At 28.3% G+C, this 15,777-nt stretch carries 13 protein-coding genes; 7 read left to right on the top strand and 6 right to left on the bottom strand.

The genetic code is table 11. The annotated features are described in order from the left end of the window. Together HALO113_RS14675 and HALO113_RS14670 are read left to right on the top strand one after the other, a co-directional pair. Positions 1-802 (top strand): sensor histidine kinase (locus HALO113_RS14675; protein WP_159779845.1); only part of this gene is annotated, 802 nt, incomplete at its 5' end. Continuing rightward, positions 799-1,515, top strand: a complete 717-nt coding sequence (locus HALO113_RS14670; protein WP_159779844.1) for a LytTR family DNA-binding domain-containing protein — start codon at positions 799-801, stop codon at positions 1,513-1,515. The genes HALO113_RS14675 and HALO113_RS14670, both read left to right, overlap by 4 nt. Before the next feature lie 2 nt (positions 1,516-1,517). Here HALO113_RS14670 and HALO113_RS14665 read toward each other — a convergent pair whose 3' ends face one another. Further along, positions 1,518-2,039 (bottom strand): hypothetical protein, encoded by a 522-nt coding sequence (locus HALO113_RS14665; protein ID WP_159779843.1) that lies wholly within the window; start codon positions 2,037-2,039, stop codon positions 1,518-1,520. A 170-nt stretch (positions 2,040-2,209) separates the two neighbouring features. Between HALO113_RS14665 and HALO113_RS14660 the strand changes: the two genes are divergently transcribed. Continuing rightward, on the top strand, positions 2,210-4,543 hold the full coding sequence (locus tag HALO113_RS14660) for an ATP-dependent helicase (protein ID WP_159779846.1): 2,334 nt from the start codon (positions 2,210-2,212) through the stop codon (positions 4,541-4,543). Positions 4,544-4,575: 32 nt separating this feature from the next. Here HALO113_RS14660 and HALO113_RS14655 read toward each other — a convergent pair whose 3' ends face one another. From HALO113_RS14655 to HALO113_RS14645, 3 genes are all read right to left on the bottom strand, one after another. Continuing rightward, complete coding sequence (locus tag HALO113_RS14655; RefSeq protein ID WP_159779842.1) at positions 4,576-4,866, bottom strand: chaperone modulator CbpM; 291 nt, start codon at positions 4,864-4,866, stop codon at positions 4,576-4,578. A gap of 5 nt (positions 4,867-4,871) precedes the next feature. Further along, entirely contained in the window at positions 4,872-5,771 is a 900-nt protein-coding gene (locus HALO113_RS14650; RefSeq protein ID WP_159779841.1) for a DnaJ C-terminal domain-containing protein, read from the bottom strand. Between the two features lie 122 nt (positions 5,772-5,893). Then, positions 5,894-7,474, bottom strand: a complete 1,581-nt coding sequence (locus HALO113_RS14645) for an FMN-binding glutamate synthase family protein (RefSeq protein WP_159779840.1) — start codon at positions 7,472-7,474, stop codon at positions 5,894-5,896. Between the two features lie 245 nt (positions 7,475-7,719). Here HALO113_RS14645 and HALO113_RS14640 point away from each other — a divergent pair, with 245 nt between their 5' ends. Beyond that, the gene (locus HALO113_RS14640) at positions 7,720-8,691 is read left to right on the top strand and encodes a S9 family peptidase (RefSeq protein ID WP_159779839.1); all 972 of its coding nucleotides are present in this window, start codon (positions 7,720-7,722) and stop codon (positions 8,689-8,691) included. Between the two features lie 130 nt (positions 8,692-8,821). On the opposite strand, the gene HALO113_RS14635 is transcribed toward HALO113_RS14640, so the two are convergent. Together HALO113_RS14635 and HALO113_RS14630 are read right to left on the bottom strand one after the other, a co-directional pair. Continuing rightward, positions 8,822-9,613 (bottom strand): tol-pal system YbgF family protein, encoded by a 792-nt coding sequence (locus tag HALO113_RS14635; protein WP_159779838.1) that lies wholly within the window; start codon positions 9,611-9,613, stop codon positions 8,822-8,824. Between the two features lie 4 nt (positions 9,614-9,617). Beyond that, a complete protein-coding gene (locus tag HALO113_RS14630; protein ID WP_159779837.1) occupies positions 9,618-10,175 on the bottom strand; it encodes an RNA polymerase sigma factor in 558 nt (185 codons plus the stop codon). Positions 10,176-10,447: 272 nt separating this feature from the next. Between HALO113_RS14630 and HALO113_RS14625 the strand changes: the two genes are divergently transcribed. The 3 genes from HALO113_RS14625 (at position 10,448) to HALO113_RS14615 (ending at position 15,755) form a co-directional block, all read left to right on the top strand. Beyond that, a complete protein-coding gene (locus tag HALO113_RS14625; RefSeq protein WP_159779836.1) occupies positions 10,448-11,761 on the top strand; it encodes a S8 family serine peptidase in 1,314 nt (437 codons plus the stop codon). 95 nt (positions 11,762-11,856) lie between these two features. After that, on the top strand, positions 11,857-14,604 hold the full coding sequence (locus tag HALO113_RS14620; protein WP_159779835.1) for a CHAT domain-containing protein: 2,748 nt from the start codon (positions 11,857-11,859) through the stop codon (positions 14,602-14,604). Positions 14,605-14,777: 173 nt separating this feature from the next. Then, positions 14,778-15,755 carry a hypothetical protein gene (locus HALO113_RS14615; protein WP_159779834.1) on the top strand — a complete coding sequence of 326 codons (978 nt, stop codon included), beginning with the start codon at positions 14,778-14,780 and terminating at the stop codon, positions 15,753-15,755. Positions 15,756-15,777 lie beyond the last annotated feature (22 nt).

The following is a 15,777-nucleotide window of genomic DNA, read 5'->3' as shown; positions in this document are numbered from 1 at the left end:
CTTTTTAGTATTAATTTTAGTGTTTGCTACATTTCGTTATTTTTTAGAAGAAATTTTGATCTATAATTTTATTAGGCAACATAATTATAATTTTTCAAATGATGATTTGATTATTACCTATTTGTTTGATTCATTTTATTACACCTTCCGATTTTCTTTATACAGTAGTGTAGTTTATTTTTTATTTCGATATCATGAAAATAAAGATAAAATTCACCAGTTGAATATTGAACAACAAAATGCTCAATTAAGTACATTGAAGTCGCAATTAAGCCCTCATTTTTTATTTAACACATTAAATAATTTTTATGTAGAATTATATGATAACCAACCTGAAACTGCTGATGCAATTCTAAGGTTGTCTAATTTATTGAGATATGTAACTTATAAAACAAATCAAGATTTTTCATTACTACAGGAAGAAATTGTTTTTATAAAAGATTATATTTACTTTTTTGAAAGACGTTATGAAGCAAACTTTCATGTATATTTAATTGTTAATGGTACTATTACTAACCAAAAAATTCCTTCCTTAATTTTAATTCATTTCATTGAAAATGTGTTTAAACATGGAATTATTGATACTAAAGAAAATCCTGCAATTATTGAAATTAGCTGTACAAATAATTTCATAGAGATTAGTACAACAAATCAAATAAATAATTCAGAGAAGTACATGGAAAAAGGAATTGGGTCTAAAAATATTGAGAAAAGATTACAATTATTGTTTGAAAATAAGTATAGTTTAAACTATAAAAAAGAGAATAATAATTATAAAGCTTATTTAAAGTTTCCTATATGACAAAATTATTAAAATGTATTATTGTTGATGATGAGCCACCTTCAATTCGATTGTTAGAAAAGTATATTCTAAAAATACCCTTTTTAGAGTTAGTAACTACTTTTACAAAACCATTAGAGGCATTACAATTTATTGAAATAAATGATATAGACTTGGTTTTATTAGACATACAAATGCCTGAAATTAGTGGAATTCAGCTATCTAAAATCATAAAAGATAAAACAAAAATTATATTTACCACTGCCTATAGTCAGTTTGCTCTAGAAAGTTATGATTTAAACGCAGTTGATTATCTATTAAAGCCCATCGCATTTGAACGCTTTTACCATGCTATTTCTAAATTAAATACAAGTGAAACTATAAAAAAACAGGCTAGTGTTGAAAATGCAAATGAATATGTTTTTTTTAAAACAGATGGTAAAAATAAGTTTTCAAAAGTTTTTGTAAAAGACATAAAGTATATAGAAGGATTAAAAAATTACGTTACTATTCACTTAGAAAATGAAAAAATTATAACGTATAGTACATTAAAAAATGTATTTGAATTATTATCTAAAAACGAATTTATTCAAATTCATAAATCATATATAATTGCATTAAAGCACATCAATAAAATAGATAATGATTCCGTTTGGATTAATAAAAAAGAACTTTCCATTGGAAACACTTATAGAAAGTTCTTTTTTGAAAAGATTTCAAATAATCAATTTTAATTTTAAAATACTTTCTTTAATTCTTCTTTAATATAATTTATAGCAACATTACTTGGTGCTTCTGTTTCTGTTAATTCAATTAAAATGGCTTCTCTTAATTTTTCAGCATTGACAACTTCATTAGATAATGATTTTTGACGAATCATCTGGATAGTGGAGTTTTTTGCTTTATTTATGATATCCCATGTAGTAGCTGTAATATAAATTTGTTGTGTTAAATTATGTTCAAATTCGGTCTGAATGGTATGAATTAATAGCGTTGCATAGTCATTCTTATCTGTATTTGGCGGACTAACACGTAATAATAATTGTGCGGGATTAATACGCTCTAATAATAAAACTAAGCGCTCATAAGCTTGTAAACGAATAGGTAAAGCTTGTTTTTGATTCTCTTTCAATAATTCATAACGTCTTCTATTTTCTTCGCTTTTAAAGAAAGAATAAAATAAAAAATAAGCTACACCACCAGTAATTAGTGCTGGCAAGGTATAAAAAGCCAACTCAATAAGTTTTGTTGTGTTCATAATTATAGGATTTCCTTTCACAAAGAAAATATTAAAAAACATAAAAACAAATTCAAATTTTAAAAAATGAACTAAATGTTTAATGATATGTCGTTTTTTATATTTCGGGTTGATTATTGTATTAGAATGACTTATTTTTGTGGATTAGTAAAAACTTTAAAGAAATCGTGATACAAAAGATTATTTCTCAACTAAATGAAGCGCAACAAGCACCTGTCTTACAGAAAGATGGTCCTATGATTGTAATTGCTGGTGCTGGATCTGGAAAAACAAGAGTACTGACTGTTCGTATTGCTAATTTAATGAGTCAAGGTGTAGATGCTTTTAATATTTTAGCTTTAACCTTTACCAATAAAGCAGCGAGAGAAATGAAAAAGCGTATTGCAGATATTGTTGGAAATAACGAAGCAAAAAATCTTTGGATGGGAACGTTTCACTCTGTTTTTGCAAAAATTCTAAGAATTGAATCTGAAAAACTAGGCTATCCTTCCAATTTTACAATATATGACACGCAAGATTCGGTGCGTTTAATTGGTGCTATTATCAAAGAAATGCAGTTGGATAAAGATATTTATAAACCCAAACAAATTTTGGGTAGAATCTCATCCTATAAAAATTCATTAATTACTGTTAAAGCTTATTTTAATAATCCTGAATTACAAGAAGCTGATGCTATGAGTAAAAAGCCGAGAATGGGTGAAATTTATCAGCAATATGTAGAACGTTGCTTTAAATCGGGAGCCATGGATTTTGATGATTTATTGTTGAAAACCAATGAATTGTTAAATCGTTTTCCAGATGTTTTAGCGAAATATCAAGATCGCTTTCGCTATATTTTAGTAGATGAGTATCAAGATACCAATCATTCTCAATATTTAATTGTAAGAGCTTTATCCGATCGTTTTCAGAATATATGCGTTGTTGGTGATGATGCTCAAAGTATTTATGCATTCCGAGGAGCAAATATCAATAATATTTTAAATTTTCAGAAAGATTATGATGGAGTGAAAATGTATCGCTTGGAACAAAATTATCGTTCTTCTAAAAATATAGTGGAAGCGGCAAATAATGTAATTGATAAAAACAAAACCAAATTAGATAAAGTAGTTTGGACAGCAAATGAAGATGGCCCAAAAATTAAAGTACATCGCAGTGTAACGGATAGTGAAGAAGGTCGATTTGTAGCTTCAACTATCTTTGAACAAAAAATGCAAAATCAATTGCATAACAGTCAATTTGCTGTTTTGTATCGTACTAATGCACAATCTAGAGCCATCGAAGATGCATTGCGTAAAAGAGATATTCCTTATCGAATCTATGGTGGTTTGTCTTTTTATCAAAGAAAAGAAATTAAAGATGTTTTAGCTTATTTGCGATTGGTAATTAATCCAAAAGACGAAGAGGCGTTAGTTCGCGTCATTAATTATCCAGCAAGAGGAATAGGTAATTCTACTGTAGAAAAATTAACTGTTGCTGCAAATCATTTTAAGCGTTCGATATTTGAAGTTATGGAGCATATCGATAAAATAGATTTGAAATTAAATGCTGGCACAAAAGCAAAATTGCAAGATTTTGTAACTATGATTAAGAGTTTTCAAGTAATTAATGAAAATCAAGATGCTTTCTATTTAACCGAACATGTAACAAAAAAAACAGGACTTATTCAAGAATTAAAAAAAGATGGAACTCCTGAAGGAATTACACGTATTGAGAATATTGAAGAACTTTTAAACGGTATTAAAGATTTTACGGAAGGTCAAAAAGAAATTGATGGGGCAAGGGGTGCTTTAGCAGAATTTTTAGAAGATGTCGCTTTGGCAACGGATTTAGACAAAGACACTGGAGATGATGATCGTGTAGCTTTAATGACAATTCATTTAGCTAAAGGACTCGAATTTCCACATGTATTTATCGTAGGTTTAGAAGAAGATTTGTTTCCAAGTGCCATGAGTTTAAATACAAGAAGCGAATTAGAAGAAGAAAGACGTTTATTTTATGTTGCTTTAACAAGAGCAGAACATCAAGCCTATTTAACTTATGCTCAATCTCGTTATCGATGGGGAAAATTAGTGGATAGTGAGCCTTCTAGATTCATTGAAGAAATTAATGATGCTTACCTTGAGCATTTAAATCCTGTTGATCAGAGTAGTTATCGCTATAAACCAATGATGGATATTGATATTTTTGGAGATATTGATAAATCAAAATTAAGATTAACAAAACCGGTTTCAAGTCAGCCACCTGCTTATTTGAATGCAGAGGCAAATCAAAAGCAAAATATAAGAAAATTAAAGCCAGTTTCAGGAATTAAGACTCAAGGCAATACTAATTTATTTGATACTAATTTAGTCGTAGGCAATATAGTTATGCATGATCGGTTTGGAAAAGGACAAATAATGAGTATTGAAGGAATTGGTGCAGATAAAAAAGCTGAAATAAAATTTGATGTTGGAGGACTGAAAAAATTACTATTAAAATTTGCTAAACTAGAAGTTATAGGATAAAGAATTAAAATTTTAATAACTTCTTTAAAATTTTATTCATAAAGGTTTAAACGATTCTTAAGTAATTTCATTTGTTTTTTTAAATCTTCGAGTTTATTTAATAAATCTAATATAATTTCTATACCTTCTTTATTGATATGTAATTCGTTATGTAAACGTATTACTCTTTCTATATATACTAATTCTTCTTTATGAATGTATTTGTTATTATTATATAATATTATTTGGATTAAACCAAAATTTTCCAAATCCTCAATTAATTTGGGTTCAACTTGACATTCTTTACAAAATAAATCTAAAATAATTAATTCTTGTGTGTTCATGATGGTTATTTTTGAGCTAATTGTTGGAATAATTCCCTTTCTTTATCGGAAAGTTTTGTTGGGATTTGGATAGTATAAGTAACATACAAATCACCAAAATCACCTTCTTTTTTATATACTGGAAAACCTTTTCCTTTTAATCGCACTTTTGTGCCATTTTGTGTTCCAGCAACTACTTTAAGTTTAAGTTTTGTGCCATCAAATGCATTAATTGTGGTTTCACCACCTAAAACAGCAGTATATAAATCCAAATTATGATTTAAATATAAATCATTTTCGATGCGTTTGAAGAGGGTATTATTTACAATTGAAAAGGTAATGTACAAATCACCTTTAGGACCATTATTTATTCCCTCGCCACCATACCCATTAATTTTAATGGTTTGACCATCTTCTATACCTGCAGGTATCGTAATACGAATACTTTTACCATTTACAGTAAAAGTTTGTTTATGAGTTGTAGCTGCTTGTTTTATATCAATTTCTAAAGAAGCATTAAAATCTTGACCTCGAAATTTTACATTGTTTCTTCTAGAATTGCCATTTTGTTTTCCAAACATGGACGAGAAAAAGTCTGAAAAATCTTCTCCGTTAAAGTCGGAAGTTGACTGATAACCTGAGTCTTGTGAATACTCCTTTTGTTGTCTTTGCTGTTGTTGATATTTCTCATATTCTTCACCATGTTCCCAGTTTTTACCATATTTATCGTATTTTTTACGTTTTTCAGGATTACTTAAAACTTCATTAGCTTCGTTAATTTGCTGAAATTTAATCTTTGCATTGGCATCATTTGGATTAACATCTGGGTGCCATTTGCGAGCCAATTTACGATAGGCTTTTTTTATATCATCAGCAGTAGCATTTTTATCTATTTCTAGAATTTTGTAATAATCAATAAACTCCATAAAATTCTCTTTTAAGTAATTTTATTTTATATGTAAATTTACTAATAAAAAAGTAGCTTATTTTATGATATATGTCAGTTTAGTTATATAATTTTATGATATTTAAACATCAAAATAACATGTTAAAAATTTTCAGCGGTAGCTTTTTTCCAGAAATATAAGAAATCTTTAGGAACGGTACTTTCAATTAATAAAGACCCTTTTTCAAGTTCCGGATAAATCTGAGAAAAAGTAGCCACTTTATTACTGTCAATGCGAGTAGTAACACAATCTCTATTAACATCATCTGGGTGAGCTATTCCAGCAGACGCCATTAAATCTACAGCACTTTTAACTGTCTCAAATTGATAGCGCGCTACACGAATGCTTTTTTGTTCAGGAACTAATCCTCTTGTCAACCTTGGATCTTGTGTAGCAACACCTGTTGGGCATGTATTCGCATGGCATTCCAAAGCTTGAATACAACCTAAAGCAAACATCATACCTCGCGCAGAATTACATAAATCTGCACCAATAGACAAATTTCTAATAATGTCGAACCCAGAAATAACTTTTCCACTAGCAATAATTTTAATTTGATCTTTAATACCAAAACCATTTAAACAATCATAAACAAATGCGAGTGCATCTCGAAGAGGCATTCCTACATGATCTGAATATTCAGGTGGAGCTGCACCTGTTCCTCCTTCACCACCGTCAACCGTAATAAAGTCGAAATACGTTTTTGTATGTACCATGGCTTTACAAATTGCTATAAATTCTGATTTATTACCAATGCAAATTTTCATTCCAATAGGTTTACCTCCCGATTTTTCTCTCAAGATTTGTATAAAATCCATTAATTCTAAAGGGGTTTTGAAAGCAGAATGCGAAGGAGGAGAGATAATATCATGACCTTTATCCACCAAACGAATGGCAGCAATTTCATCAGTTACTTTTTCTTTTGGTAAAATACCACCATGACCAGGTTTGGCACCTTGGGAAAATTTGATTTCAATCATTTTTACTTGTTCTAATGTGGCTCTTTTTTCGAATTGGTCCACATTAAAAGTACCATCATTATTTCTACAACTAAAATAACCCGTTCCAATGTTCCAAACGACATCACCACCTTCTAAATGATAAGGTGAAAGACCACCTTCTCCCGTATTATGATAAAAACCACCTTCTTTGGCACCATGATTTAAAGCTAAAACGGCATTTTTACTTAAACTACCATAACTCATAGCGCTAATATTAAACATACTCGCAAAATAAGGTTTAGTGCATTGAGACGAACCAATTTTTATTCTTGGATTGTGATTTAGTTCTTGAAAAGGAATCGCTTTAATACTATGATTAATCCATTCATACCCTTCTGAATAGGTATTTAATTGTGTACCAAAAGGTTTAGCATCGGTTTCTTTTTTACTTCTAGAATACACCATACTCCGTTGTAAACGATTAAAAGGTTTTCCTTCGGTATCAGTTTCAATGAAATACTGACGCATTTCTGGACCTAAATCTTCTAATAAATAACGCATTCTACCTAATAAAGGAAAATTGCGTTTTATAGTGTGTTTAGACTGATACATATCGTACAATCCCATGAGGATTAAAGGAATAAAAATAGCCAGTAATAAACTGAATTTCCAATCTACATAGATTAAAATAGCCGTTATGGCTAGAACAGTAAAACTGATAACAAGAAAAGCTTTTCTCATGTGTTATGATCGTTTATTGAAGTAGTTCAAAAATAAGTTTTTTTGATTGTTTTTGTAGGTGTAAAGTTTATTTTTTTATAAAAATGAGTTAAAAGGTTCACTTTAAAATACTTATAATTTTATTGAACTAAGTTATTTTTGAAGCTTAATTTGTAACGAACCAATGATTGTTAATGAATGGATGTAACATTTTATATTTTTTAATGTCGTATTAACATCATTTATCAATTAAAAAATCAAACATAATGAAGTATTTTAAAATAATAGCCCTAGTTTTTGTATTTATAAGTAGTTATGCGCAAGACAAACAGGTTTTAATAAAAAAAGAAGCGTTTACAGATTTTGCAAAGTTGCCTGTTTATTCCAAATTAAGCGAAAATGAAAATGGAAAAACAGTTTGGAAAAAGAGTTATCAATATCTAGATAGTATTACAATTTATAATATTCAATATCTAAGTGATGGACTAAAGGTTAATGGTTTACTAATTATACCCAAAAAATCATCCAAAGTGCCTTGTATTATTTATAATAGAGGTGGGAATCAAGATTTTGGAGCATTAAATATGATGGTAGCTTTGCGCCTAGGGAAGTTAGCAAATGAAGGCTATGCTATTATTGCGAGTCAGTATAGAGGGAATGCTGGTGGAGAAGGTAAAGAGGAGTTTGGAGGAAAAGATGTAAATGATGTATTACGACTAATAGATGTTTTAGTGGAAGAAAAAGCTGCTGATACCTCTAAAATAGGAATGTACGGTTGGAGCAGAGGCGGTATGATGACATATTGCGCTTTAACCAAAACGAATAAAATTAAAGCTGCAGTTGTAGGAGGAGCTTTGGCAGATTTGGATGCAGCAATAAAAGATAGACCGGAAATGGGAACACAATTATTACCGGAATTAGTACCCAATTATAAAGGAAATGAAGCTGAAGAAATTAAAAAGCGTTCAGCTATTCAATGGGTAAACAAATTTTCAAAAAATGTACCCATTTTATTGCTTCATGGAAATTCGGATTGGCGAGTAAAACCAGAACAAAGTTTGCGTATGGCATTAGCCTTTACAGAACATCGGATACCTTATCGCTTGATTGTATTTGAAGGAGCGGATCATGGTATAACTGAATTTAGAGACGAGGTGGATGAAGCTGTTGTAGATTGGTTTAATAAATATTTAAAGGAGGGTGCAACTTTGCCAAATATGGAATATCATGGAATGTAAAATAAAGAATGATATCTTTAAGCCTATAATTTTGTCATGCTGAAATTATTTAGTAAACATTAAACAATTAATTATTTTTTATTCCCAAATAAATCGGAATAAAAAAACAGACTTTTAAGATATTTTTTTATTAAAAATCCAATTCTTTTGTTTCCAGATATTTATAGTGAGATGGATTTTCTAAAATTATCTTTTTCATTTCTAAAGCCTTATTCTTATCATTTATTTTGAGATACAATAATAACTGGTACCAGTAACCTCTTGAATTATCTTCATAATCTGTTAGTTGGGATATTCTTTTAAAAGTGTTAATGGCTTTTTCATTTTCATTTAGCTCATCATAAGAAGCTCCTATATATAAAAGGGCATAAGGGTACCATTTGTCAAATTCTTTTACCGTTTCAAGAACTTCAATTGCCTCATTATATTTTTTTTCTTTAAACAATTCCTCACCTTTTGAAACAATAGTTTGCGTGTCGTTTTTTTCTATAAAAGAAGGTAATTCATTCCAATCTACATTTTCTTCATAATAATTAGAAAGAGATGTAGAATTAAAGAACACCAAGTAAGCAGCAACAAGTATAGTAATTGAGGCTGCTAATATATACATTGGGTGAATTTTTTTTACCTTAGTTTCTCTTAAATTATTTGATTTGTGTTCTAACCCAATTTGCTTTATCTTGTTTGATAAGATTAAATTGTCTTTGGATTTTAATTTATTTTTAATTAATTCTAATTCTGAATTATAAAATTCATTTTCCACTTTCTTTGTATGAAAATCATGAATGTTAAATAGTTGTTTTTGAATTAAAACTTCTTCTTTAAAAATTTGATCTTCTTCCATCTTTTTTTCAAAAGCTATTTTCTCATCTTCCAGTAAATTACCTTTAAGGTACTGATCTATTAAATCTAATGTATCCATAGTATTACTTACTCCATTTAATTATTCTTTGAAATTCTTTATCTTCTTTTATCAATTCTACCAATTTTGTTCTACATTTGAAAACGCGTTGTCTTACTGTATTAATTGTTGCATATTCATTATTTAATGTAATTTCTTCATAACTAATTCCGTTAAAATAACTACTTAATATATCTTTACAGTTTTGCGATAGAAGATTAAATTTAGCAATGTAGAATTCAAAACATTGCTGTTCTAAAATAAGTTCACCTAAATTTGTATCTCTTTCTTCTAGTGTTAAGACTTCAGTTTTTATTACCTTATTTTTTAATTTTTTTTTCCAAATATTCTTGCATATGACAAAAATATAAGCTTCAAATGATTGAATTAAAGTTCTTTTCTCTTTTTGAGTAACAATAATGTACATTAAAGCATCGTGAAAAATATCCAATGCATCGTCTTCTTCACCTTTATTGTTTATAATAAATTTTAGTATTTTAGGGTATATTTTTGAATAAATCTCACTAATAATAGTATTGTCACCATTGATAAGTGCATTTATATATCGATTTGAATTTTCCATTTCCACAATCTATAGCTTAGAAAAAGATAAAAAGATTATTTTAAAATTTTTATTGATAACGTTATTAAACTTAATATTTGATCCACTTAATACTTTGTAAAGGTAGTTTCATTATTCAATTTTTGGTGTAAATTATGTAATAATTTTAAATAAATTACATTAAATTAAGTGATTATTTTACAAATATCAATTCACTCAATTTATCTTTTATAAAATAATGGGTAACAAAAATAAATAAACAACACTTAATATAAAAACTTAAAAAATATAACATGAAAAACTTAAAAAAATCCGGTATTGTGTTTGTCATCATAATAATTTTATTTTCTTGTACACATGATGACAACTTGGAAAAAGATTTTAATTCCTCAAAAAGTGATTTAAAAAATAATATAGAAACCAATAGGGTTTTAAATAGAAGGGATTTACCAGTATATTCAAAAGATAAATTAATTGTTAGATATGCTCCAGGAACATCAAATAATACAAAGAGTACGTTACGTGATTTTTATGGTGTTGCAAACTTTAAGTTATGTGAAAATTGTAGTGACCAAAGCATTGAATTATGGATTTTTGATGGCATCATAGATATTGAACCTAAAAAAACAGCAATAGAGCAAGGAAGTGGTGGTGGAGTGGAAGCTATTATAGATGTAGATTATGAATTTACATTTGGAATAGATATTAATAATCCTGATGTAGGTACTCTTATTGATACTAGTTATTTTTCTCATATTAAACCTAGTAATGATGGAGTAACAATTGCAGTTTTAGATACTGGTATTGCTCCTACGATTGGTGGCATCTCTGAACCTGTATTTGATACTCGTTTTTTATATAATGCTTCTTATGGTAGTAATCCAAATGTTTACTCTGGCTGGGATTTTGTAAATATTGACCATAATGCATTTGATGATAATAATGGAAGACATGGAACAGTGGTAACTTCAATCATTACAGAAATTTTAAATAATAGTCAATCTTTAGTACATCATCAAATTATACCTTTGAAAGTATGTGATCAATATGGTAAAGCGAGTTATTTTAATTTTTTATGCGCTACAAGTTATGGTCTAGAATATGCGGATATATTACAGATGAGTTTAGGATGGTATGATGATGGATTTGGTGATTTTTTAAATACAATTGTATCCAGTTTAATTGACGAGCATCCTGAAACTTTAATTGTTACCTCGGCAGGAAATCTAGAAAATAATAATGATATTCGAGCACATTATCCATCAAGCTATTCCCATGATAATATTATTGCAGTAGCTGCTGCAGATAAATCTATTAATGATATTAGCACTTTATCTATTTCAAATATTGCTTGGTTCTCAAATTATGGAGTGGAGAGTGTAGATGTTTTTTCTAAAGGTCAATATATTCCTTTTTTAGGTTATGATATGAGTGGAACTTCTTTTGCAGCTCCAGTAGTAACAGGCGTTTTAGCAAGGCTTAAAAATAATAATCCAAGTTATACTGCTGGGGAATTAAAATATTTATTAATTGCATCTGGAATAGATTGCCCTATCACTTTTGATTCAACTAAAAAAGTAAAATACAATAAAATAATTCTTCCTTAGTAATAGAGTTGACATAAACGAGCAAAATAGAATTGGTAATAAAAAACAGACTATTTTGCTTGTTTTTTTTTAAATTACATGGCAAAAAGACAGCCATGCTATTACTAAAAAAAAAATCTTACTTTTTCATCCTTTTTATATGTTTAAATGTTACATCGCAACAACAACTTTTAAATAAGATAGATTTAATTTTACAAATAGGGAATAGTAATGAGAAGTTTGAAAATAAAGAAAAATTAGATCAATTACTTATCCTTCTTTCACAATCAAATGAATTAACCAAGACAAAAGAACTAGGATTACTATATGCTGCTATAGGAAAACAATATTATAATTTAAATGATAATACTAAAGCCATTGTTTACTATAAAAAAGCAATTCAAATTCAAAATAAATTTAAAAAAGAGAATCTATTTGCACTAAATAAAACGAGAAGTAATTTAGCTTGGCTTTATTCTTATGAAGGATTAAATAAAGAACGCTATTTATTACTTAAAAAAATTCTTGAAGATAAAGGTAATGATAAATATACTTTTCAAGCAGGCATTGATTGTGCCGTTTTAGAAGCTAATACTGGTGATTTTTACACTGGTATTAGAAGTTTAAATGTAATGCTTGCCCAGCAGGAAGATTTAGAAAAAGAATTACTTATAAGAACTGTAATTATTGGTATTTATGGTAAAATGTATGAAGATGTTTTTGTAAGTAAAAAATCAGCTGATTTACAAATTATTGAAAGTCACAAGGAAAGAATAAATCAGAAATTTCATTCTACAACTTTATCAAAAGATATATTATATACTGCTTATAACAATTTAGCAATTGTTTACGATGCATTCGGAGATTTAAATACAGCTTTAGAATTATATACAAAAGTTAAAAATTATTATCAAAAAATTGAGAAAGACACATTCAAAGAATTGAGTGTTTTAAATAATATAGGTTTATTATATGCTAAACAAAAGAAATATAATTTAGTTAATAAAGTATATAATGAAATTATTAGTAAATCAGATGATATATCACAAAAAGCTACAGCATATGATAATCTAGGATACTTTTTACAAAAAACGACTGACGAGCAAAAAATTCTTTATTTTAAAAAGGCAATACAAACAATTTTAGAAAGAAAAGAGGCCTCTTTTAAACTACCTACATTAGAAGAAATTAGACAGTCAGGATACCAACAAGATATACTGGTTTATTTAGTAGATTTAGCTTATAATTATGTAGAAGCTTATAAGAAATCTAATAAAAAAAATTATTTATATGACGCAAAAGCAACATTATATCTTATAGATGAAGTAGTTTCTTTATTAAGATATGAAAGTAATTCAGAACAATCAAAATTATTTTGGATTGAAAAAGGAGTAAATACCTATATGCTTGCTGTTGAAGTTTGCTATTTTCTAAATCTTCCAGATGAAGCTTTTTATTTTATAGAAAAGAATAAAGCCCTTTTACTTTTAGAGTCGATAAAGAGTTTACAAACAAAACTTACTTTTGAAATTCCCAACAAAGTATTAGAAAGAGAATATCAATTACACTATGAAGTGAATGAATTAGAAAAAAAATTTCAACAAAATCCAAATAATAATAGTTATAAAGATAGATTTTCGGCTAAAAATGAAGAGTTCAGGGTTTTTATAGATTCACTTCAAAAAGAGTTTCCTCAATATATACATTTAAAGAAGGATATAGAAATTATTTCTCTCAAAATGGTTAAAGATAAATACATCAATAAAAATTCCAATTTTGTTACATATATAGTTAACGAAAATGACGGCTATGGTATTTTTTGTAGTGAAAAGGAGAAAATATTTTATAAAATTAAAGATGCAGCTCAATTACAGAAAAATCTTTTTCAATTAAAAAAATATGTAACGCAACCGATTTTGGATAAATTAGAAATTGATAATTTTAAAATTTTAGGAGACGCAACATTTCAACTTTTATTCCCTTTTCACGAAGCAATTTCTAAAATAAAAAATAAAAGTTTAATTGTTATTCCAGATGGTAATCTAATAAATTTTCCATTTGAAATTTTACCTATTCAAGAAAAAACATCTTTAAAAAATAGTTTTTTAATTAATACAGTTGCTGTTTCCTATTTGCAATCATTTTCTGTATTTGAAAACATCAAACTGAAAAAGAATAATGCTGAAAATTCCATTCTAATTATTGCTCCTCAAAATTTTAAAGACACAAAACTTCAAAAATTAAAGTTCTCTGACAAAATAATAAATGAAATAGATAAAATTAATGCAACAAGAATACTCACATTTAACGAGGCTACTAAAGAAAATTTTTATAAATATTGCAATAATTTCAGTATTATTCACTTAAATACACACGCAGGAATTGATGAAGTAACTAAGGTACCTTGGATTACTTTTGCAAATAAGAAAATAACATTAGAAGAACTTTATGGAATTAATAATCAAGCAGAGTTAGTAATTTTGGATGCCTGTAAAACCAATGATGGAGAATTGATATCTGGTGAAGGAATAATGAACCTTTCGAGAGGTTTCTTTCATAATGGTTCAAAAAGTGTGATGGCATCTTTATGGAATGTCAATGAAAAAGCTGGTAATGAAATCATTGAAAGTTTTTATGTGCATTTAGAAAAAGGATATTCAAAAGACAAAGCTTTACAAATTGCTAAAGTTGAATATCTAAAAAAACATAATTTTACAAATGTTTTACCATATTATTGGGCTTCTTTTACTATAACAGGAAGTACAGATAAAATTATTTTAAAAAAATACAATCAAACATTTTTTATAATTATTACATTATTGTCTTTTCTGATATTTTTATTGTTTTGGTTTAAACGAAGGTAATTCTTTAATATAATAAATTTCTGTATAACCCAGCTTCTACGAGTTGGGTTTTTATTTTTCTTTATTTTTTTGGGTAATGAATTTTTAAAATAAGACACATATTAATAGATCGATCAAAAAGGTGTAACCCGAAAAACCTATATAATAGAGTAGGGACAAACAATAATTATACAATGAAAAAATTTATTTTAATTCTAAGTTTAAGTACTGTAACATTGGTAATGGGACAAGAAATAGGGGCTACAAATGCAAGTTTATTTTCATCCACTCCTGGAGGAGCGAGAATTTTAAATGAACAAGGTAATACTGCAGCTAATCCTGCAATTGGTTTTCATTCTACAGCTTCAACTTTAGGAAATCCAAGAAACGATGGCGGCGGAGGAAATGGTATTTTTAGACCCTTAGCAAACACTATGGCTTTTTCTACAACAAGTATTGAAAGAATGAGAATTAACTCTTCAGGTTTTTTAGGAATAGGTACCACTGCACCCTCACAACGATTACACATTATAGGAAATGAATATGTTGAAAATGGTAATCTAACCGTTGGAATTTCTCAACCTTCTAATACATTTAGTAAATTACAAGTTCATGAGGGAGCCATATTGGTTTCTGGTGGTAATGGTGCTGGTGGACCAATGATTTGTTTTAGTGATGATGTTACTAACACAGCTTATCCAAATGGTAGATGGGGAATAGAATATGTAACTGATAAGGGATTGAATTTTTGGAAACCATGGAATCCAACTACAGGCGGTGGAGGTAATTACTACATGTTATTAAAGGATGATGGTAGAGTTGCAATAGGCACAGAAAACACTCCAGCTACAATAGGTGCAGCCAATTTGAATGCCTACAAACTGTATGTAAAAGGAGGGATTCTTACCGAAGAAGTAAGAGTAAGAACAGGTTGGGCTGATTATGTTTTTGCTGATGATTACCATTTAAAACCATTAGCTGAAGTAGAAAATTTTATTAACATAAACAAGCATTTACCAAATGTACCCTCTGCAAAACAAGTTGAAGAAGAAGGAGTAAGTTTAGGGGAAATAACAAAGATTCAACAAGAGAAAATAGAAGAGTTAACCCTTTATATTATTGAACAAAATAAACGTATCGAAGCTTTAGAGGCAAAAATGTATAATAAATAGATTCATGGTTTAATCTTTAAAT

The sequence above is a fragment of the Flavobacterium sp. 9AF genome (assembly GCF_902506265.1).
In the GTDB taxonomy this organism is placed as follows: domain Bacteria; phylum Bacteroidota; class Bacteroidia; order Flavobacteriales; family Flavobacteriaceae; genus Flavobacterium.
This window is presented reverse-complemented; position numbering and strand designations above follow the sequence as displayed.